Raw genomic sequence first — 20,034 nt, 5'->3', positions numbered from 1 at the left:
CCACGTTTTCACCGGACGTGCGAGCGATCGACGATGCTGCGGTAAGAGCTCGTGATCGCCGAAAGCGCGGCGGTTTTTTCCGGGTCGGGGCGGGTGGCGATGGCGCGTTCGGCGCTGTCGCGGTCGCGATTGGCCTGCACGATCGCGGTGGTCGGCGGGCGGCGCACCGCCTCGTAACGCTGCAGCGCATCGACCGTATCGCTGTTGTCGCCTAACTCGCCGGCCAGGCTGACCGCATCGAGGATGGCCTGCGAGGCGCCGTTCGCACCGACCGGATACATCAGATGGGCGGCGTCGCCGAGCAGGGTCGCCCGGCCGATGCCCCAGTGCGGCAGCGGGTCGCGGTCGACCATCGGGTACTCGAGGATCTGGGTGCTGCGCGACAGCAGGTCGGGCACGTTGAGCCAACCGAAGTCCCAGTTGGCGAAGTAGGGCAGTACGTCCTTGAGCTGGCCCGAGCAATCCCAGCTGGCCTCGCGGGTGAGGTCCTGGGCGACGTCGGGCACCATGCAGACCCAATTGACCAGCGCCCGTCCGTGCTGGGCATGGCGCGCCGAACAGGGGTAGGCGATCAGGCGGGTGGAACGATCGTCGTTGGCGACGATCATGCTGCGGCCGTCGAGGAATTCGTCCACTTCGGTCAGGCCGCGCCACATCTGGATGCGGGCGGGCAGCAGTTCGCAGGCATCGGGGTGCAAGCGTGCGCGCACCGCCGAATGCAGGCCGTCGGCGCCGATCAGCGCTGTGGCTTCGAAGGCGACGCTCGCGCCGTGGCGGCCGCGGTCCTCGGCATGGATGCGGATGCCGGTGCGGGTGTGTTCGAAATCCTGCAGGCGCAGGCCGGTGCGCACGGTGTCGGCGCCGAGCCGTTCGCGTACCGCAGCGAGCAGCAGCATCTGCAGTTCGCCTCTGTGGATGGCGTATTGCGGATACGGGTCGCCGGCGGCGAGGCCGCGCGGTTCGGTCCACAGCGTGGTGCCGGCGTGGTCCAGATAGCGCAGTTCGCGGGTGGCGATGCCGGTCGCGGCAATCGCCTCGCCCAGGCCGAGCGCGAACAATTGGGCGATGGCGGCGGGCTGGACATTGATGCCGACGCCGAGCGGGCGGATTTCGTTGGCGCTTTCGAGCACCACGACTCGCTCGATGCCCTGCGCGTGCAAGGCCAGGGCGGTCGTCAAGCCCCCGATTCCTGCGCCGGCGATCACGATGTCGGTTTGCGTAGCGGTGGTCATAACGACGGTAGCTCCTCGACCTTGAGTTGTCGGACTGCCGGTTCCAACCGCCGCTCGATCGGGGACGCCCGAGGCTCATGCAACGGTGTCGGCGAGCACTGGCGACCGCTGGACTGCAGACCTACCGGGCAGAGGGGCCGGGCCGCTCGCGAGAGCGCCCCGACCCCTCGTCACCTTCCACCCGTCAGCGGCGGCGCCGTGCCCGCGACAGCGGGTCGCGGGCGCCGGGCCGCCGCGACGGGCGATGCGCATCAACGGTGGACGGACGCCACCGAGTAGACGTGCGGGGTGGCGCGCGCGAGTTCGGCGCTGCGCTTGCCGTAGTCCTGCGCGGCGGGGTCTTCGCGGGTGGCCTTGATGTCTTCGGCGCTGCGCCACTGGGCGTAATTGACGACGCGGCTGCCGTCCTTGCTGGCGAGGATGCTCACCGAGATGAAGCCGGGGCGATGGCGGATGACCTTGTCGGCGCCTTCGTTGAGAAGGTTGACCAGCTCCTGCTGCTTGGCGGGCTCGACGTCGAAGACGTTGATGAAGGTCACCGTGTCGTCGGCGCGGATTACCTGTTCGTTCTTGGCCATGATGTGATTCTCGTCTCTAATCTGGCGTGGACTACGCCAGTCGGTGGGGTCACGGCAGGCTCGCCAGGGAGCATTGCCGTGCATCTCGAAGACCCTGTGTCCGCTTGCCGCGAATGAAACTCGCGGTCGGGCTTCGACCGATAAAGTAATGAGAGGCCATCACCGGCACATCTGTAGTTTCTACGGATAAAGAATGGCGATGTGGAGATTTTGCCGTTCGAGCGGAGATGACATTCCCGATAAAATGCGACATCGGGGTGAATGTGCCGAATCGGGGAGATTCGCGGGGCGCTATAAAGCGCCTATATAACAGCGGTTTTTATAGCCTGGGAACGAAGGGGTAATCGCGCGGTAATCCATGCAAGTGTTATCTGTCATAGAAACAATCAGTATGTCGTCATGACCTGCGTGGCCGCAGAAATCGGCGCGCGAGCCCGCCGCTGAAGACGGCGTGAGGCGGCGATGACGCACCGATGACAACCGCCGTTCGAGGCCGTGATCGGTCGTTGCCAGGGGCGGCGCAAGCTACGACCGCGTTACCTGACGTTTGCGTCGCGACGGCCTGTGGCCAAGGATAGGAGCGACGCGAGTCGCGACCGTACCGTTTCAATCTCGCGCCGCATCTCGCCGGAAGCTCTGTTGGAGCGGCGTGAGCCGCGACCGCGCAGCTGACGGTTGGTGCGCCTCTGGCCGCAGAGCGGTGAAGCAACATCTAAAGCTTCCGTCCGCTGACGCGGCCGGGTTACTTTCTTTTGCTGGCCCAAAAGAAAGCTAACCAAAGGGAGGCCTTCCTTGACGAAGCTCCCCTGCGAGGTCGGTGCGCGCGCCGGGATTTTTCGATAGGACATCCTTGTCCTATCGAAAAACGCCGCACGTCCTGTGCGCCGCCCTCCGGGTCTGCGGATGTTCTCGCAAGCACGGTGCTGCGCCAAGCTCATCACGGCAACGGCAACGGCAACGGCAACGGCAACGGCAACGGCAACGGCGCTTTGGGGTAGGAGCGGCGCAAGCCGCGACCGTGGCATTGCGATAACGACGTCGCGATCTGGAGGTTGCGCGGTCGCGACTTGCGTCGCTCCTACAGGGGAGAGGACGTCGCCTTTTGATTCAGACGCAGCCTTTGTAGGAGCGGCGTGAGCCCGGAGCTGGCTTGGCGGTGGGGTGGATGCTGGTTCATAACATGGCACCTTGCTTTGCCTTTGCCTTTGCCTTTGCCTTTGATTTTGCCATGGCTGTGCGCCGCCTCGCACTAGCGAAGGCCATTGGAGACCCGAAGGGCGGCCCGCAGAGATGCGGGCCGTTTTTCATCGGGACAGGGATGTCGCGTATGAAAAATCCCTGCGGATGCACCGCTCGTGCGGGCCCGTGATTCAAAACAAAGCAACTTCTTTGGTTAGCTTTCTTTTGTTGCTTTAGACAAAAGAAAGTAACCCGCCGCTTTAGTGGCGGAAGCTCTTGGCGTTTGATCTAGATCCTGATCTTGCTTGAGCGAGACGCCGCAAGACCGACACAGCGCGATCGCTACGCAGACGGGGAGTTGCGCACCGCGACGGATACGACGAGATGCAGCCGGCCGCACCAGCGACCGGCTGCATGAGAGTCGTCCGGCGCGTGGCCGGACGATGCGATCAGATGGGACGCGCTTCGACGATGCTCAGGCCCGAAGCGGTCGGCAGGACGCGCTCCAGGGCGAAGCCCGACGCGGCGAACAAGGTCTTGAACTCGTCGGCGGTGCGTTCCTGGGCGCCGAGCAGGACCAGCATGTGCAGGTCGAGCCACTTGCCGAAGAACGGTTCTTCGCCCTCGGGCAGTACCAGCTCGACGATCAACAGCTTGCCGTGCGCCGGCATCGCGCGGCGGCAGTTGCGCAGGATCTCGATGCTGCGTTCGTCGTCCCAGTCGTGCAGCAGCAGCGACAGGATGTAGACGTCGCCGTCGGAAGGCACTTCGACGAAGAAGTCGCCGCCGACCGTGCCGCAACGATCGCCGACGCCGGCTTCGGCCAGGCGCTTGCCGGCGGCTTCGGCCACGTGGGGCTGATCGAACAGGATGCCGCGCGCCTCGGGCTGGCTGCGCAGGATCGCCGACAGCAACGGGCCGTAGCCGGCGCCGATGTCGATGACGGTCTTGAACGGCGAGAAATCGTAAGCGTCGACCACCGCATGCGCGACCTGCTTGGTGTAGCCGGCCTGGGCTTCGTTGAAGACGCGGTCGGCCTCCGGGTGCTGGGCCAGATAACCGAAGTAGCTGGTGCCGAACTCCTTCTCGAACGCGGTCTCGCCGGTCTGCACGTTGTGCAGCACGTCGGCCCAGGCGCGGTACTGCTCTTCGCCGTGCATGATCGCCTGCGGACGCATCGAGTCCGGGGTGCCGCTGCGCAGCAGCGCGGCCAGCGGGGTGATCGCGAAGCTGCCCGGCTGCGGTTCGGTGAACACGCCGATGCTGGCCAGGGTGCGCAGCACGCGCTTGAGCAGCGGCGCCTTGGCGCCGGTCTTCGCCGCGAGTTCATCGATCGGCTTGGGCGCATCGGCGACCAGGTCGGCGATGCCGAGCTTGGCGGCCACGTAGAGCGACTGCGTCACCCAGTAGCCGGTGATCATCTGCAGCAGGATCGACGACAAGGGTACGGCGCCGGCACGGATATTCTCAGTCATATGCACTCCTGGATGGTTATGCGCAAACGTGGATGGCGAAAGGGCGAATCGCCCAACCGGGATGGGATAGTCGGATCGACGTGCGTGGAATCGCTCAGCCATTGATTGAAACGCCGCAACAAGTCCGATGTATGACCGCCCCTGTGAACATCGGATTCGTTTTTGAGACTTCGCGGGCGCTTTCAAGGCGCGGTCCAAACAACGTCGGTGCGCTGATCAAGATTAAAACGGATAACGCTCACACTAAGCCGGAAACTGCGATGCAGTGCCTCGGCATGCCGCGCAATGAGTCTGCTCGGCGGGAGCAAATCTACATCGATCGCAGCGCGGTCGGTTACGTACTTTCTACGGTTAAACCCCCATTTTCCATCTGATAATTTGCCTTCACTGCTGGAAGTCGTCGGCTGCATACGGATGGAAAGATACGCAGCCATAGCAGGCGGGGATAGGCGCAGCCGCATCGGATGAATGGTCGATGCGCAGGCGCGCACTCGGTACGGCGCGTTCAGACAGGCGCCGACCGTGCATTGCCCGGATACGCAAGCTCGCATGCAGGGATCGACGCGAAAGATCGCGTGCCGGCACTCAAATCCACTGGGGAGATGAATCCATGTTTCGACCGTTGAGCGTAGTCAGAAACGAGGACGATTGGTCGCCGCAGACCTGGCAACAGCGTCCGGCGCAGCAGCAGCCCCAATACGCGGCGGACGGGGAACTGGCCAAGGCCACCGACCGGCTGGCGAGACTGCCGCCGCTGGTGACCTCGTTGGAAGTGTTGAAGTTGAAGCGGGCGTTGGCCGAAGCGCAGGAAGGCCGCCGCTTCCTGTTGCACGGCGGCGATTGCGCCGAGAGCTTCGTCGATTGCACCAGCGAGATCATCGCCAATCGCCTCAAAGTGTTGCTGCAGATGAGCATCGTGCTGGCGCACGGCCTGAAGCAGCCGGTGATCCGTGTGGGCCGTTTCGCCGGGCAGTACGCCAAGCCGCGTTCGACCGACGAGGAAACCCGAGACGGCGTGTCGCTGCCGAGCTTTCGAGGCGATATCGTCAACGGCGCCGATTTCGACGAAGCCTCGCGCCGGCCCGACCCGAATCGCTTGTTCGAGGCCTATGCCCATTCGGCGCTGACCCTGAACTTCACCCGCGCCATGGTCGATGGCGGTTTCGGCGACATCCATCACCCCGAGTACTGGAAACTCGACTGGGTCGAGCATTCGCCGCGCGCCATCGAATACCGGCGCGTGGTCGAGGAAATCGCCGACTCGCTGCGCTTCATGAAGACGGTCGGCGGGCAGTTCGTCGACAGCCGCATGCACACCGGCTTCTACACCTCGCACGAAGCCTTGCTGCTGCATTACGAGGCCGCCTTGACCCGGCGCGTGCCGCAGCGTGGCGGTTGGTTCAACCTGTCCACGCATCTGCCCTGGATCGGCATGCGCACCGCCGCGCTGGACGGCGCCCACGTCGAACTGTTCCGCGGCATCGGCAACCCGATCGCGGTGAAAGTCGGCCCGACCACCAAGCCCGACGAGCTGTTGCGCCTGATCGACGTGCTCAATCCTTACGAAGAGCCGGGTCGGTTGACCCTGATCACGCGCATGGGCAAGAGCCGCATCGCCGATGCCTTGCCGGGATTGCTCAAGGCGGTGCGCCAGGCCGGGCGCCGAGTGCTGTGGGTCGCCGACCCGATGCACGGCAACACCGAGAGTGCTGGCAACGGCTACAAGACCCGCCGCTTCGACAATATCCGCGGCGAGCTGGACCTGGCCTTCGACATCCACGCGGCCGAAGGCACGCGCCTGGGTGGCGTGCATCTGGAGCTGACCGGCGAGGACGTCACCGAATGCCTGGGCGGCGCACGCGACCTGGCCGAGGCCGACCTCAGCCGCGCCTACAAGACCGCGGTCGATCCACGCCTGAACTACGAACAGTCGCTGGAGCTGTCGATGCTGATCGTCTCGGCCAGTCGCGCCACGCCGTCGACACGGCCGATCGCGCCGCGCCTGCAGGCGATGGGCGGTTCGCTGTGAGGGCCTAGGCCGGTCGCCTTCGCGCGACCGGCCGCGACCGGACCGGCACGACGACCGATACCCAAGCCGCGTACCACCGCCGTGTCCTCGCGCGCCGCGCACGTTCGCTGCGCGCGGCGGGTGCGCGCGGGCTGCGAACTCCCCGGCCGCGGCTGCGCTCGACCAGCCGCGGCAACCGCCACGAAGGGTGTCACACCCGAGACGATGGAACTGACCATGACCGGTATTCCCAAGATCCAGCCTTATGCGATGCCGACCTCCGCCCAGCTTCCCGCCAACATCGCGAGCTGGCAGATCGAACCCGATCGCGCGGTGTTGCTGGTGCACGACATGCAACGCTATTTCCTGCGTCCGATCCCGTCCGAAGGCCTGGGCTCGGTGCTGGTCAAGAACGCCGCGTCGATCCGCCGGCGCTGCCAGGCGCTCGGCATCCCGGTGGCCTATACCGCGCAACCCGGCGGCATGACCGCGGAAGAGCGCGGCCTGCTCAAGGATTTCTGGGGCAGCGGCATGCAGGTCGACCCGGTCGACCGCAACGTCGTCGACGAGCTCAGCCCGGTCGAGGGCGACTGGTCGCTGACCAAGTGGCGCTACAGCGCATTCTGGAAGTCGGACCTGCTCAAGCGCATGCGCGAAGCCGGGCGCGACCAACTGATCATTTGCGGCGTCTACGCCCACATCGGCGTGCTGATGACCGCGGTCGAGGCCTTCTCCAACGACATCGAAACCTTCGTGGTCGGCGACGCCGTCGCCGATTTCTCCCTGGAACGTCACCTGATGGCGCTCGAATACGCCGCGCGCTGCTGCGCCGTCGTGGTGACCTCGGAACAGGTGGCCGCATGACTACCCCATTGCTGCGCGAGATCGTCGATGGCGGTGCCGGCAAAGGCGCGTTCGCGCTGTTGTTCCGTCCGCAGTCGGACGTCCAGGACATGCTGGACGTCTACACCGGCGAGATGGGCCAGTTCGATACGCTCGAATCGATTCCGCTCGCCGATGCGGGAACCGTGGGCGAGGAAGTGTTGGTATTGATTCCCTACGGACAATTGCGCGAGCGCGGTTTCGCGTCCGTCGACGATGGCCAGCGTCTGCAAGTCATGACGATCCATCAGCGTGAGCGCGTTTCCGTCGAAGAAGCCCTGAAGACCATCGCCGCCGCGCCGATCGAGCTGGCCGGCGGCGAGTTCGACATCGACGACGAGGCCTATGCCGACAAGGTGCGGCGCATCGTCGCCGACGAGATCGGCCGCGGCGAGGGCTCCAATTTCGTGCTCAAGCGGACCTTCATCGCCGACATCAGCGGCTACTCGCTGCGGGTGGCGCTGGCCGCGTTCCGCCGCCTGGTGCAGGAGGAGGTCGGCGCCTATTGGACCTTCATCGTCCACACCGGCGAGCGCACCTTCATCGGCGCGAGCCCCGAGCGCCAGGTCAGCCTGCGCGACGGCGTGGCGACGATGAACCCGATCAGCGGCACCTACCGCTATCCGCCCTCGGGTCCGTCGCTGTCCGGGGTGATGGGTTTCCTCGCCGACGCCAAGGAGAAAGACGAGCTGTACATGGTGGTCGACGAGGAGCTGAAGATGATGGCCCACTTCTGCCCGCAGGGCGGCAAGGTGGTCGGCCCCTATCTCAAGGAAATGTCGCGGCTCGCCCACACCGAGTATTTCATCGAGGGGCGCACCACCAGCGACCCGCGCACCATCCTGCGCCACACCTTGCTCGCGCCGACCGTCACCGGCAGCCCGATCGAGAACGCCTGCCGGATCATCGCCCGCCACGAGCCGGAAGGCCGCGGTTACTACGGTGGCGTGGCCGCGCTGATCGGGCGCGATGCGAACGGCCAGGCGATGATGGATTCGGCGATCCTGATCCGCACCGCCGACATCGATGCCGGCGGACGCATGCGCATCGGCGTCGGCGCGACCATCGTGCGTCATTCCGACCCGGCTTCGGAGGCCGCGGAAACCCGCGCCAAGGCCAAGGCCTTGCTGGCCGCGCTCGGCCACGGGCGCAAGTCCAGCTTCGGGCTCGACCCGGACGTGCAGGCAGCGTTGAAACAGCGCAACGGCGGCATCGCCGACTTCTGGCTGTCCGATGCCGACGACCGCATCCGCATCGACCCGGCCCTGAGCGGGCGCAAGGTGTTGATGGTCGATGCGGAGGACGCGTTCACCGCGATGCTCGCCCAACAGCTCAAGTCGATCGGCCTGGACGTCACCATGTGCCGCTTCGATGAGCCGGCGCTGTTCAAGGGCGACTGGGACCTGGCGGTGATGGGCCCGGGGCCGGGCGACCCGCGCAACATGGACGACCCGCGCATCGCCAGTATCCGCCGGGCGATGAACCATCTGCTCGCCGAGAAGAAATCCTTCCTGGCGGTCTGTCTGAGTCATCAAATCCTGTGCCTGGAACTGGGCCTGGAGCTGATCCAGCGCGCCTCGCCGAACCAGGGTGTGCAGCGCGAGATCGATTTCTTCGGCAGCCCCGAGCTGGTCGGTTTCTACAACACCTATGTCGCCAAGTGCGACAGCAGCCAGTTCGCCCGCGGCGACCACAGCCTGATCGAGGTCAGCCGCGATGCCGAGTCGAACGAAGTGCACGCGCTGCGCGGCGCCAGCTTCGCTTCGATCCAGTTCCATGCCGAGTCGTTGCTGACCCACCGCGGCGTGGACATCATCGCTTCGAGCGTAAAGAGAGTGTTGACCACATGAAGACGACGATCAGTTGGTGGAACCTGGACAAATCGAGCCAGACCATAGAGTCGATGCGCGACTATCTGCGCGAGGAGGGCGTCGCGCCCTGGGAAGACGTGCGCGGCATGCATTCCAAATTCTGGATCTCCGACCCGGCCAACAATCTGTGGGGCGCGGTGGTGGTGTGGGAGTCGAGCGACGCGATGAGCCAGCCGCTGCCGCCGAACCGCGCGACCGAGTTGATCGGCTACCCGCCGAGCATGCGCACGACCTTCGACATGGAGATGTTGATCGAAAACGGCCGCGCCGGCCCGTGGCTGGTCGGCGACGCGCTGGAGGAAGAACACGCCTGAAACACCGTTGCACAGCGCCAGGCCGAGGGTTCGGCCGCCGGCGCAGTCGGGCAGCGCGCAGGGTTCGTCGGTGCAGGCGACGGATCGGTACGCGCATAGCCCGGCTGCGCCGGAACCGGCGCCAGGCGTTGCGGAAGCGGCGCCGGGCGTTCCGGAACCGGCGCCAAGTGCGCCGGTCACGCCGATCACGCCGGTCACGCGGGTCACGCCGGCCGCAACACGAGCCATCGCCGCGCCTGTCGTTCGGCGCGGGCATCGAGACCCGATCGGAAGTTCATCGTCGATGCGAAACGCAAGCCCCCATTCAACGGACCAAACGACATGAGTCAATTCAACACTACCCAAGCCGAGACGCTGGAGATCTCCATCTTCGACGTTCCACCCGAGCTACCGATTCCGCTGCTGCGCGAATGGTTCAACCAGGCCATCGACAGCCGCGTGCGCGACCCCGGTACCTTGGCCCTGGCGACCACCGGCATCGACGGCCGCGCGTCCAACCGCATGGTCCATCTGCTCGAGATCACCGGCGATTCGCTGGTGTTCACCACCCATGCGAAAAGTCAGAAGGGTCGCGAGATCGCCTTCAACGGGTGGGCCTCGGGCGTGCTGTATTGGCGCGAGACCAAGCAACAGATCGTGCTGTCCGGCCCGATCGGGCCGCTGTCGGCGACGGAGTCGGACCTGTTGTGGACTAAGCGGCCTCCCGAGGCCAATTCCATGTCCACCGTGTCGCGCCAGAGCGCGCTGCTGGAAGACGAGAAAGCGCTGCGTCTGCAAGCGCAGCGCCTGACCCGCGCGGCGATTCCGCTGGTGCGGCCGGAGGGCTGGCACGGCTACGCGCTGCGCCCGACCATCGTCGAGTTCTGGCAGGCCTCCGACGACCGGCTGCACAGCCGTTTGCGCTACGACGCCGCGCCGTCGGGCTGGACCCATCGCAGGCTTCAACCATAAGGAAGTGCAGATCATGACGGCAGGCAAGTATGTAGTGGCCGATGTATTCACCGACCGGCCGCTGGAAGGCAACCCGGTCGCGGTGTTCACCAATGCGTTCGGCCTGGAAGCGGCGGACATGCAGCGCATCGCCCGGGAGATGAATCTTTCCGAGACCACCTTCGTGTTCCCGCCCGGCGCCGACGGCGATTTCCACGTGCGCATCTTCACTCCGGTCAACGAGCTTCCGTTCGCCGGTCATCCCACGCTCGGTACCGCCATCGTGCTTGGCGAGCAATGCGACGCGGCCGGGTTCGGCCTGGAAACCGCAATGGGCACGGTGCCGTTCACCTTCCAGCGCAACGACGACGGCAGCATCCTCACCGCGAGCATGCAGCAGCCGATTCCGGCCTGGGAACCGTACGAACTCGCCGACGTATTGCTCGAAGGCCTCGGCCTGGCCTCGTCGACCTTGCCGGTGGAGATCTACCGCAACGGCCCGCGCCATGTCTTCGTCGGCCTGCCGAGCATCCCGGCGCTGTCGGCGGTGAAGCCCGATCTGCGCATCCTCGCCACCTTGCCCGACATGGCCGCGAATTGCTTCGCCGGTTCGGGAACGCAATGGCGCATGCGCATGTTCTCGCCGGCCTACGGCGTGGCCGAGGACGCCGCGACCGGTTCGGCGGCGGGGCCGCTCGCGCTGCATCTGATCCGTCACGGCCAGCTCGGTTTCGGCCAGCCGATCGAGATCTGCCAGGGCGTGGAGATGGGGCGCCGTTCGGTCATGCACGCGGTGGTCGAAGGCTCGCTGTCGCAGATCGGGCCGATCCGCGTTTCGGGCACGGCGACGGTGGTGGCGCGCGGCGAACTCACCCGCTGGAAAGTCTGATTCTCCGAGGCATCAGGCGGCCAGCAATTCGATAACGATCGACTCATGGCTTACACAGAGGACGGCATCATGATTGAACATGCATTCAAGACTTCCGCGGCGGCCAGCAGCGACGACGACCTGCGTCGCAAGCATCGGGCGGTGGTCGAAGACTATATGAGCCGCAAGGGCGAGACGCGGCTGACCCGCTATCTGTTGTTCACGCCCGACGGCAGCGGCGGCCTGTGGACCAACGACACCGGCGAGCCGATCGTCTCGCGCGGTCACGAAGGTTTGAAGGCGCACGGCGCCTGGTCGCTGAAGTGCTTTCCGGATTGGGAATGGAAGAACGTGCAGATCTTCGAGACCCAGGACCCGAACCGTTTCTGGGTCGAGTGCGACGGCGAAGGGCAGATCCTGTTCCCGGGCTATCCGCCGGGCTATTACAGCAACCACTTCATCCATTCCTTCCTGCTGGAGAATGGAAAGATCAAGCAGAACCGCGAGTTCATGAACCCCTATCAGCAGATGCGCGCGCTCGGCATTCCGATTCCGGCGATCAAGCGCGAAGGCATTCCGGCTTAAGGCTAATCGTTTCAGGGCGCCGTACGACGTAGCAACACTTGCAGCATCGCGGTCGCCGCGACCGGATTGAAGCGTTGGGCGGATGCCCGCGTGAACGGCGGCCGGGAAGAATGGTTACATCGGGGACTGCTTCGAGCTTTGCGGCGAAGAGCAAATCCCCCCACCCCCCCTTTTTCAAAGGGGGGAGAGCAAAGACGGGCGGCGGTAGAGGCGCTGCGAAAGACAACAGGCCTCGCTCAGGGCGACAGCGTTTCCAGCGCCGGCTCTGCTGCGAGCGCTTGCGATTTCGGCTTCAACCACAGCAGGCTCGCGCCGCGCATGCCGGTGCTCGCGGTCATGCTGTCGCGATGGGTGCGGCTGCAATCGGCGGCCACCACGCCGTGCGGCATCAGGCTGTGCAGTTCCATCTGGGTCAGGCGGTCGCCGTTGCGTTGCGCCTTCGCATGCAGTTCGGAAGCCAATGCGGACGCGCGCGGCCGGTCGTCGCCGGCCAGGGCGGCGACGATATCGAGCACGTCCAGGCGGCTGGTCAGCGGCCAGGCATCGGCCGGTATCTTGCTGCGGGCATCGGCGCCCAGGCGCCGGCTGGCGATCCAATCGCCGCGTGCGGCCGCGTTCTCGGCCTGGCCGGTCTCGGCGCTGGCGACCAGCCATTGGTACTGCGCCGTGCGCATCAAGGGCAGGGCGCGTTGGTATAGCCGGTCCGATTCGGCGATGGCGCCGGTGCGGGTCAACAAGCTGGCAATTTCGATCGCGGCTTCCGAGCCCTCGGGCGAATCGCCCAGGCCGGTCTGCACCGTTTGCGCACGCCGCAACAGCTCCGCCGCGGCTTCCTTGTCGCCGGCGAGCCACTCGGTGCGGGCGCGTCCTACCAGCGGCGAAACCCGATTGGATTGCTGTTCGGAGGCGGCGCAACGCTGCCAGTCGCTGCGCACTGCCTGCAGGTCGCCCAGCGGCAGGCGCGCTTCTGCGCGCAAACAGCCCAGGCGCGCCCGCGATTCGCCGGCGCCGCCATCGGCCTGCTGCTTCGCCAGGTCGCGTTCGGCCGCGTTCAACACCGCGACGGCGTACTCGTAGCGGCCGTGGATCGAGCTCAGCGCCGCATCGAAATGCGCCAGGTCGATTTCCCAGCGCCCTTGCAAACCGGCCTTGCGTAATTGACGCAGACGTTCGGCAGCGCTGTCGAGACGGGCGCCGACGATGTCCTCGACCAACAAGGCCATCGCCAGCCGGTTGCCGATCAGGATATCGCCGGAATCGCGCGCGACCATCAAGGCTTCTTCGAGCAACTTGCGATAGCCGGGCCAGTCGCCGGCGCTGTAATGCTGGCCGGCGGCGCGCGCCAGGATGTCGATCTCGAGCCGGCGATAACCGCCTGCGCGGGCCTGCGCCAGCAAGGTCTGCATGCGCGCCGCGGAGGCCTCGGCGGGGGCGACGGTGGTTTCGGCGAGGAAGCGCGCGTACAGCGCCCGGGTGCGGTTGCCGGCCGCCTCCAATCGCTTCGCCGCCAGCTCGTACTGGCCGACGTCGGCGCGTTCTTTGTATTGCATGGTGTCGGCCACCGCGATCATCAGCAGGGCGTTACCGTTTTCCAGCTCCCAACCGGCGCCGGTTTCGCGGGTGATGCGTTCGGCGCTGCGGGCGTATTCGCGCATGCCCTCGGGGTCGCCCATCAGCTGGTGGATTTCGCTGATCAGTAGCAGGCGGGTGACGCGCGTGCCCATCGGCTTGCGTTCCCACTCGGGCGCCGACAGCATCTTCAAGGCCTGTTGCAGATCGCCGGTCTGCGACAGCAACTGGGCGTATTGCAAGGCGTAGCTCGACTGCCCGGGATAACGCGCGGCGAGTTTCGCGTACGCCTCGCGCGCCTGCTGATGGCGTTGCGGGTCCATCGCCAGGGCCTCGGCGCGCATCGATTCGCCGACTTCCGCCGGCACCGGCCGGGTCGATTCGATGGCGATCTGCATCTGCTCGGTGGCCGAGTTGGCCTGGGTCAATCGCGAGCGCGCCCGCGCCAGCTGCATCCGCGCCAGGCCGAAACGCGGCGCTTGGCGCACGACTTCGTTGGAGATCGCCGCGGCCGCGGTCCAGTCGCGTCGCTCGATCGCTTCGACCGCATCGGCGTAGCGGCGCGCGGCCGCGCTGTCGAGGTTCAACGCCGGCCAGCTGTCGACGCGAGCCGGAAGCAGCTTGGCCATGATCTGTTGCGACAGCTGGTCGACCATGGCCGGCGCCTGCGTGATCGGCCCCTTGAGCTCCATGCGCTGTTCCTGGCCACGGTCGTGGAAGCGCGCGCGGATCGATACCTGGGTAGCGTCGTCGGTGGCGATGCCGGACGACAGGAAGATCACCTTGGGCGAGCTGGTTTCGCCATCCGCGGCGAGGTCGGCTTCGCTCAGCAGGGTCACTTCCGGCAGGCTGCCCAGCTTCCAGCGCAACCATTCGCCCAACAACTTCACCGGCCAACGCGCGGCATCGGCGCGGTCTTCCACTTCGATCAGCGCCACCGTCAGCGGGCGCGCGCCGGTGGCTGCGTTGGGCGGCTTGGGAGCGCGAAACCACAGCAGCGCGCAAGCGATCGCGACGATCGCCAGCGCCGCGGCGGTCCATGCGGCCGGACCGACCCAGCGCTTCGAGGGCGGTGTCGCCGGCGTACTCGTGCGTACTGCCGCCTCCGATTCGGCTACCGACGCGAACGCATCGGCCGTTGCCGATTCCGCAACGGGCCGCGTATCCATTGCGGCGGCCTGAGCGACGGTTTCATTGGTATCGATCGGCGCAACGACCGCCGGCGCCGGTTCGACGGCAGCGGGCAGTTCAACGAACCATTCGACCGGTCCCGGAGGCTCGAAAACATAGCCACCCTTGGCCACGGTGCGGATCCAGGCCTTGCGCGACTCGCCGAGCGCCTTGCGCAGCAGCCACATGTTCTGGGTGAGGTTGGCGTCCTCGACGACCAGGCCCGGCCACAGGCGCGCGAACAGCTCGGCGCGGCCGTGCAGGGTATGCGGCTCGGCCATCAACAGCACCAGCAGGTCGAACAGACGCTGCGGCAGCTCGACCTCCGCCTCGCCGCAACAGACGCGGCGGTAGCGCAGATCGATCACCAGGTCGCCGGTGCGCAGGTAGCGCGAATCGGCTGGCCAAGGCGGCGTACGCGTCTCTGTCATCGGTAGCCTCAGCCGCTTTACGAAGTCGATGCTGGCGGTGGTTCGCCAGGCCGCAACATCCTGCCGCATGCCTATCGCTTGACGCAGGCCTCTCCCCGAGGGGGCACTGCCCTATTAATGTGACCAGAATATCGTTTTCAACGACAAATGAGAAAAAAGTGATGTCTCGCCAGAGGTGTGGACCCTCTGCGTCGCACTACATCTGGGACACCGGTCGCACGGCATCGCCCGCCGAAGACGTCCGGACAGCGAACGAGTCCGCTCCCGGACTCGATATTCCGATAGCTCAGAGGGGATTCATTGATGTCCACTGTATCGAATAACGGCATTCGCAAGAACGTACTGGCCACGGCCACGATGTTGGCGCTGTCGGCCCTGGCCGCTCCGGCCTTCGCCGGCCAGGCCTATCTCGGCGGCCTGAAAGACGGCGGCGAGTACGGCAAGTTCATCGTCAGGTACCGCGACGGCAGCGCGCCGCGCACCAGCACGGCCGCCTTGAGTTCCTCGCTGAACCAGGCCGTGGAGCGGATTCAGGCGGCCCGCAAGGGCGGCAAGGCGCTCGGCCTGAAGCACTTCCGCCGCATGGCCCTGGGGTCGGACGTGGTTCGTACCGACCGCAAGCTGGACCGCGTCGAGGCCGAAGTGCTGATGCGCCAGCTCGCCGCCGACCCGAACGTGCTGTCGGTCGAGCCGGATCTGCTGGTGCGCGCCTTGGTCACGCCCAACGACACCCGTTACAACGAGCAGTGGCATTACGCCACCAGCGCCGCCGGCGCCAACGTCTCGACCGCCTGGGATACCAGCACCGGTCAGGGCGTGGTCGTGGCGGTGGTCGACAGCGGCATCCTCGCCCATACCGATCTCAACGCCAACATCCTGCCCGGTTACGACATGGTGACCACCGCGGTGGGCTACAGCGCGGCCGAGTGCGCGACCGTGGGCGCGACCGCGGGCTGCGGCCGCTCCGACGACGGCGATGGCCGCGATGCGAACGCCACCGATTCCTCCAATATCCAGCACGGCACCCACGTCGCCGGCACCATCGCCGCGGTGACCAACAACAACGCCGGCGTCGCCGGCGTGGCCTACGGCGCCCGCGTGGTGCCGGTGCGCGCGCTCGGCAAGGACGGTCTCGGCGATACCTCCGACATCGCCGATGCCATCGTCTGGGCTTCCGGCGGCGCTGTTCCGGGCGTGCCGGCCAACGCGAATCCGGCCGAGGTGATCAACCTCTCGCTCGGCGGCGACCGCCCTTGTTCCGATACGCCTGCCTACCAGGCCGCCGTCAACACCGCCATCGCCAACGGCTCGATCGTGGTCGCGGCGGCCGGCAACAGCAACATCGACGTGGCCGGCGCGACCCCGGCCAGCTGCAACAACGTCATCAGCGTGGCCGCCAGCGACATGAGCGGCAATCGCGCGTTCTACTCGAGCTATGGCGCCAGCATCGACATCACCGCGCCGGGCGGCGAAACCTGTTCGCCGCTGACCGAGTTCCTGCCGCTGGGTCAGAAGCCCAGTTGCGCGAGGAACCATGAAAACCAGGGCGTGCTGTCGACCGTCGCCGGCAATGGCTACGCCTTCTATCAGGGCACCTCGATGGCGACGCCGCACGTCGCCGGCATCGTCGCGCTGATGCAGGCGGTGGCGCCGGTGCCGAAGACCACCGCGCAGATCCAGGCCATCCTGGCCCAGACCGCGCGTCCGATCACGGCGGCCAAGTGCCCCGGCGGTTGCGGCCCGGGCCTGATCGACGCCGCCGCGGCGGTATTGGCCGCGCAGGGCGGGGTCGGCGGCAACGTCAACCCGGTCGCGAACTTCAGCTCCGCCGTCAACGGCCTGACCGCGACCTTCACCGACAGCTCGACCGACAGCGACGGCAGCATCGTCTCGCGCAGCTGGAACTTCGGGGACGGCACAGCGGCTTCGACCGCCACCAACCCCAGCCACGCCTACGCCACCGCCGGCACCTATAACGTGAGCCTGACGGTTACCGACAACGCCGGCGGCACCCACACCAAGACCGCTTCGGTCACGGTGACCGCGCCGGGCGGCGGCGTGCAGACCTACAGCAACACCGCCGACTACGCGATCAGGGACAACGCCACGGTCGAGAGCCCGATTACCGTGTCCGGCCGCAGCGGCAACGCACCGAGCAATGCGACGGTGACGGTGGCGATCGTGCACAGCTTCCGCGGCGACGTGCGCGTCGACCTGGTCGCGCCGGACGGCTCGACCTATCTGTTGAAGAACTACAATTCCTTCGACAGCGCCGACAACGTCAACGGCACGGCGACCCTGAACCTGTCGACCGAAACCTTGAACGGCACCTGGAAGCTGCGGGTCAACGACAACGCCACCAACGACACCGGCAAGATCGACAGCTGGAGCATCAAGTTCTGATCGATGTCTAGCCATCGTTAGCGGGCGAAAGCGAACAGCCCCGGTCTCGGCCGGGGCTGTTTTTATCGGTATTCGCGTTCCGGACAAGGCTGCCGCTTGCCGGTGTGCCCGTGGCATCAATTCCGCCGATCAGTGCAGCGAGTCCGTGATCTGTCTCGGGCTCACACCCAGCAAGCGCCGCATGCAGCGGGCCATGTGGCTGGGATGCGCGAAGCCGGCTTCCAGCGCGATTTCGCTGACGCTCTTGTCGCCTTGCAGCAACAGGCTACGGGCGCGTTCGACCCGTCGTTCCAGCACGAAGCGGTGTACCGGCATGCCGACCGCCTGTTTGAACAGCGGCTTGAAGTGGGACAGGCTGAAACCGGCCACGCTCGCCAGCTCGGCAAGGCTCAGGTCCTGGTCCAGATGCGCCTCGATGTATTCGATCACGTGACGCAGGCGCCACGCCGGCAGGGCGCGTCCCGGTTTGTCCAGCGTGGCGCTCTTGCGCGACTGCAAGGCCAGCAAGCGCGCCGCGAGCGCGGAAGCGAGGCTGTCGCTGAACAAGCGACCGCCGGGGTAGGCCTCGTTGTCCTCGGCCAACATCATCCAGCCGATGCGCTCGACCTGTGGGTCGCGGATATGGATCGACGGTGCGAGATCGGCGTCGTATGCACCCAATCCCATCGCCCCCGCGCTTTCGCGCAGCAACGACGGCATCAGCCGCAACAGCAGCGAACGCGCCGGTTTCGACACGATCCAGCGCGTGCTGGACCCGGCCGGGACCACGCAGAACTGGCCGTGGATGCGCAGGCCCTGGCGTTCGTGGCCCTGGATGCGGTAGGACACCGGCACCGGATGGCCCTGGTGCAGGCACAGCACGTGGCGAGTATCCAGCGGCGAATCGAACAGGCCCGACGGCACCGGTTTGCTGAGCACATCGAGCAGCGGCGCGCGGTCGGGGCCGGCGCTGGCGAGCAGCGCGGCCGAAGGGCCGGGATAGCAGGCGGGGCGGTCGGTCATGGGCGAATCCTGGTACGCGCCCCGGCCCGGCAACAGTGCCGAAAATCATCCCTGCGTGCTGCGTAGCGGCCATTCGTGCGCGCGCGCCCTCGACGGTGCGGCCAGCATGGGCGATCCATCCGTCGCTTGGGAGTCAGTAATGAAACGCAGACAATTCATGGCCATGGGCGCCGCCGCGGTCGCCGCCGGTGTGGCCGGTGCCTGCGCACCGTTGGCGCCGATGACGCGCGGCGGAGCAGGCAGTGCCGCGAGGCCGGCGACCGACGCCGCCGCATTCGCCGCGGCCAGGCGCTACGCCGAGCTCGGGGTCGGCCGGATCGCCTACGTCGAGCGCGGCGCCGGCGAGGCGGCCCTGTTCCTGCATGGCGCGCCACGCAACGGCTACCAGTGGCGCGGCGCCATCGACCGGCTCGCAGCGCATCGGCGCTGCCTCGCTCCCGATTTCATGGGCCTGGGTCATTCGCAGATTCCCGAGCATCAGTCGCTGGCCGCCGACGCTCAAGCCGGGATGCTGGCGTCCTTGCTCGATACGCTCGCGATCGGTTCGGTCGACATCGTCGCCAGCGACAGCGGCGGCGCAGTCGCGCAGTTGTTCCTGTCGCGCAACCCAGGGCGCGTGCGCAGCCTGCTGTTGACCAACTGCGACGTCGAACCCGACAGCCCGCCGGCCAAGGTCAAGCCGATCGTGGAGATGGCGCGCGCCGGCACGCTCGACGAGATGACCGCGCAATGGCTGACCGACAAGGGGCTGGCGCGTTCGACCTTCGGCGCGGCGGTGTTTCGCGACCCAGCCGGCTTCGCCGACGAGACCATCGAGTACTACATCGCCCCCTTGCTGAGCACACCGCTGCGCAGGGCCCAGTACAACGCTTTCCACGCCGCGTTCGAGCCGAACCCCTTGGCCGGCATCGAGGCCGAGCTCAAGCGCAGCACGGTGCCGTTGCGGGTGGTCTGGGGCGCGGCCGACGACATTTTCGCGCAGAGCGACGCCGAGTATCTCGACCGCGTGTTTCCGAACTCGCAAGGCGTGCGCCGCGTGCCTGGGGCCAAGCTGTTCTTCCCCGAGGAGTTCCCCGAAGTCATCGCCGAGGAAGCGCGACGGCTGTGGAGGGTCTGAGGCCCGGGCAGACCGGTTGCAAGCACGGCGCACCCCGCGCCGTCGCTGCTGCATAGGCTGCGGCCGTGTCCAGGCCATCGGCCGTGGCTACGCTCTGCGATTCATGAGGTCGAGTGCTCGTACGCGCGACCGAGCTGTCTGATCGTTAGCGCGAGCGCTGCAGGTTTGCATTCGCGAATGCAGCCGCAAGCCAAGTCGATGCATTTATCGGATGCTGCATCGCAATGCATTCGGTGCGGAAGTTCGTTGACTCACCGATCCTCGATTCAAGATGCCAATCACGTTTGCCCCGGATTCATGTTGATAGTTTCGCCCTGCGGATGCGGCTCGCCGTTGCGGAACCGGAATCGATCGAGGCATCGATGAGCCTCATCGAGACGGTGGCTGCGCGTAGCGTCGCGGCGCCGCCGTCGCGCCGAA

At 66.4% G+C, this 20,034-nt stretch carries 15 protein-coding genes; 10 read left to right on the top strand and 5 right to left on the bottom strand.

Going from position 1 to position 20,034, the window contains the following annotated elements; genetic code table 11:
* Positions 1-8: 8 nt before the first annotated feature.
* The 3 genes from ACTOWK_RS17245 to ACTOWK_RS17235 form a co-directional block, all read right to left on the bottom strand.
* Positions 9-1,232 carry an FAD-dependent monooxygenase gene (locus tag ACTOWK_RS17245; RefSeq protein ID WP_441331334.1) on the bottom strand — a complete coding sequence of 408 codons (1,224 nt, stop codon included), beginning with the start codon at positions 1,230-1,232 and terminating at the stop codon, positions 9-11.
* Between the two features lie 251 nt (positions 1,233-1,483).
* Positions 1,484-1,810: an antibiotic biosynthesis monooxygenase family protein gene (locus ACTOWK_RS17240; protein WP_223620571.1), complete on the bottom strand. Its 327-nt coding sequence runs from the start codon at positions 1,808-1,810 to the stop codon at positions 1,484-1,486.
* A gap of 1,628 nt (positions 1,811-3,438) precedes the next feature.
* A complete protein-coding gene (locus ACTOWK_RS17235) occupies positions 3,439-4,464 on the bottom strand; it encodes a methyltransferase (RefSeq protein ID WP_441331333.1) in 1,026 nt (341 codons plus the stop codon).
* A 131-nt stretch (positions 4,465-4,595) separates the two neighbouring features.
* Here ACTOWK_RS17235 and ACTOWK_RS17230 point away from each other — a divergent pair, with 131 nt between their 5' ends.
* From ACTOWK_RS17230 to ACTOWK_RS17195, 8 genes are all read left to right on the top strand, one after another.
* Positions 4,596-4,838, top strand: a complete 243-nt coding sequence (locus tag ACTOWK_RS17230) for a hypothetical protein (RefSeq protein WP_441331332.1) — start codon at positions 4,596-4,598, stop codon at positions 4,836-4,838.
* Between the two features lie 248 nt (positions 4,839-5,086).
* Positions 5,087-6,493: a class II 3-deoxy-7-phosphoheptulonate synthase gene (locus ACTOWK_RS17225; RefSeq protein ID WP_441331331.1), complete on the top strand. Its 1,407-nt coding sequence runs from the start codon at positions 5,087-5,089 to the stop codon at positions 6,491-6,493.
* 216 nt (positions 6,494-6,709) lie between these two features.
* On the top strand, positions 6,710-7,336 hold the full coding sequence (locus tag ACTOWK_RS17220) for an isochorismatase family protein (protein ID WP_441331330.1): 627 nt from the start codon (positions 6,710-6,712) through the stop codon (positions 7,334-7,336).
* A complete protein-coding gene (locus tag ACTOWK_RS17215; RefSeq protein WP_441331329.1) occupies positions 7,333-9,204 on the top strand; it encodes an anthranilate synthase family protein in 1,872 nt (623 codons plus the stop codon). Before ACTOWK_RS17220 ends, ACTOWK_RS17215 begins: the two co-directional genes overlap by 4 nt.
* Positions 9,201-9,539 (top strand): hypothetical protein, encoded by a 339-nt coding sequence (locus ACTOWK_RS17210; protein ID WP_441331328.1) that lies wholly within the window; start codon positions 9,201-9,203, stop codon positions 9,537-9,539. Before ACTOWK_RS17215 ends, ACTOWK_RS17210 begins: the two co-directional genes overlap by 4 nt.
* 321 nt (positions 9,540-9,860) lie before the next feature.
* Positions 9,861-10,490, top strand: a complete 630-nt coding sequence (locus tag ACTOWK_RS17205) for a pyridoxal 5'-phosphate synthase (protein ID WP_441331327.1) — start codon at positions 9,861-9,863, stop codon at positions 10,488-10,490.
* A gap of 13 nt (positions 10,491-10,503) precedes the next feature.
* Positions 10,504-11,358, top strand: coding sequence for a PhzF family phenazine biosynthesis protein (locus ACTOWK_RS17200; RefSeq protein ID WP_441331326.1), 855 nt, complete (start codon positions 10,504-10,506; stop codon positions 11,356-11,358).
* Positions 11,359-11,427: 69 nt separating this feature from the next.
* Positions 11,428-11,922, top strand: a complete 495-nt coding sequence (locus tag ACTOWK_RS17195) for a PhzA/PhzB family protein (RefSeq protein ID WP_441331325.1) — start codon at positions 11,428-11,430, stop codon at positions 11,920-11,922.
* 236 nt (positions 11,923-12,158) lie between these two features.
* Here ACTOWK_RS17195 and ACTOWK_RS17190 read toward each other — a convergent pair whose 3' ends face one another.
* Positions 12,159-15,092: a winged helix-turn-helix domain-containing protein gene (locus tag ACTOWK_RS17190; protein ID WP_441331324.1), complete on the bottom strand. Its 2,934-nt coding sequence runs from the start codon at positions 15,090-15,092 to the stop codon at positions 12,159-12,161.
* A gap of 303 nt (positions 15,093-15,395) precedes the next feature.
* Here ACTOWK_RS17190 and ACTOWK_RS17185 point away from each other — a divergent pair, with 303 nt between their 5' ends.
* Entirely contained in the window at positions 15,396-17,495 is a 2,100-nt protein-coding gene (locus tag ACTOWK_RS17185) for a S8 family serine peptidase (RefSeq protein ID WP_441331323.1), read from the top strand.
* A gap of 129 nt (positions 17,496-17,624) precedes the next feature.
* Here the strand turns inward: ACTOWK_RS17185 and ACTOWK_RS17180 are convergent, their stop codons facing one another.
* On the bottom strand, positions 17,625-18,497 hold the full coding sequence (locus tag ACTOWK_RS17180) for a helix-turn-helix domain-containing protein (RefSeq protein ID WP_441331322.1): 873 nt from the start codon (positions 18,495-18,497) through the stop codon (positions 17,625-17,627).
* A 139-nt stretch (positions 18,498-18,636) separates the two neighbouring features.
* Here ACTOWK_RS17180 and ACTOWK_RS17175 point away from each other — a divergent pair, with 139 nt between their 5' ends.
* The gene (locus ACTOWK_RS17175) at positions 18,637-19,614 is read left to right on the top strand and encodes an alpha/beta fold hydrolase (RefSeq protein WP_441331321.1); all 978 of its coding nucleotides are present in this window, start codon (positions 18,637-18,639) and stop codon (positions 19,612-19,614) included.
* Positions 19,615-20,034 lie beyond the last annotated feature (420 nt).

It is taken from the genome of Lysobacter sp. CA196, assembly GCF_052078695.1.
In the GTDB taxonomy this organism is placed as follows: domain Bacteria; phylum Pseudomonadota; class Gammaproteobacteria; order Xanthomonadales; family Xanthomonadaceae; genus Lysobacter.
The sequence above is the reverse complement of the archived record's forward strand: the minus strand, read 5'-3'. Positions and strand labels throughout refer to the sequence as shown.

Bases quoted from the DNA above. Each gene is read 5' to 3' on its own strand.
- ACTOWK_RS17245 (WP_441331334.1), bottom strand. From the start codon at position 1,232: ATGACCACCGCTACGCAAACCGACATCGTGATCGCCGGCGCAGGAATC.
- ACTOWK_RS17240 (WP_223620571.1), bottom strand. From the start codon at position 1,810: ATGGCCAAGAACGAACAGGTAATCCGCGCCGACGACACGGTGACCTTC.
- ACTOWK_RS17235 (WP_441331333.1), bottom strand. From the start codon at position 4,464: ATGACTGAGAATATCCGTGCCGGCGCCGTACCCTTGTCGTCGATCCTG.
- ACTOWK_RS17230 (WP_441331332.1), top strand. From the start codon at position 4,596: ATGACCGCCCCTGTGAACATCGGATTCGTTTTTGAGACTTCGCGGGCG.
- ACTOWK_RS17220 (WP_441331330.1), top strand. From the start codon at position 6,710: ATGACCGGTATTCCCAAGATCCAGCCTTATGCGATGCCGACCTCCGCC.
- ACTOWK_RS17215 (WP_441331329.1), top strand. From the start codon at position 7,333: ATGACTACCCCATTGCTGCGCGAGATCGTCGATGGCGGTGCCGGCAAA.
- ACTOWK_RS17210 (WP_441331328.1), top strand. From the start codon at position 9,201: ATGAAGACGACGATCAGTTGGTGGAACCTGGACAAATCGAGCCAGACC.
- ACTOWK_RS17205 (WP_441331327.1), top strand. From the start codon at position 9,861: ATGAGTCAATTCAACACTACCCAAGCCGAGACGCTGGAGATCTCCATC.
- ACTOWK_RS17200 (WP_441331326.1), top strand. From the start codon at position 10,504: ATGACGGCAGGCAAGTATGTAGTGGCCGATGTATTCACCGACCGGCCG.
- ACTOWK_RS17195 (WP_441331325.1), top strand. From the start codon at position 11,428: ATGATTGAACATGCATTCAAGACTTCCGCGGCGGCCAGCAGCGACGAC.
- ACTOWK_RS17190 (WP_441331324.1), bottom strand. From the start codon at position 15,092: ATGACAGAGACGCGTACGCCGCCTTGGCCAGCCGATTCGCGCTACCTG.
- ACTOWK_RS17185 (WP_441331323.1), top strand. From the start codon at position 15,396: ATGTCCACTGTATCGAATAACGGCATTCGCAAGAACGTACTGGCCACG.
- ACTOWK_RS17180 (WP_441331322.1), bottom strand. From the start codon at position 18,497: ATGACCGACCGCCCCGCCTGCTATCCCGGCCCTTCGGCCGCGCTGCTC.
- ACTOWK_RS17175 (WP_441331321.1), top strand. From the start codon at position 18,637: ATGAAACGCAGACAATTCATGGCCATGGGCGCCGCCGCGGTCGCCGCC.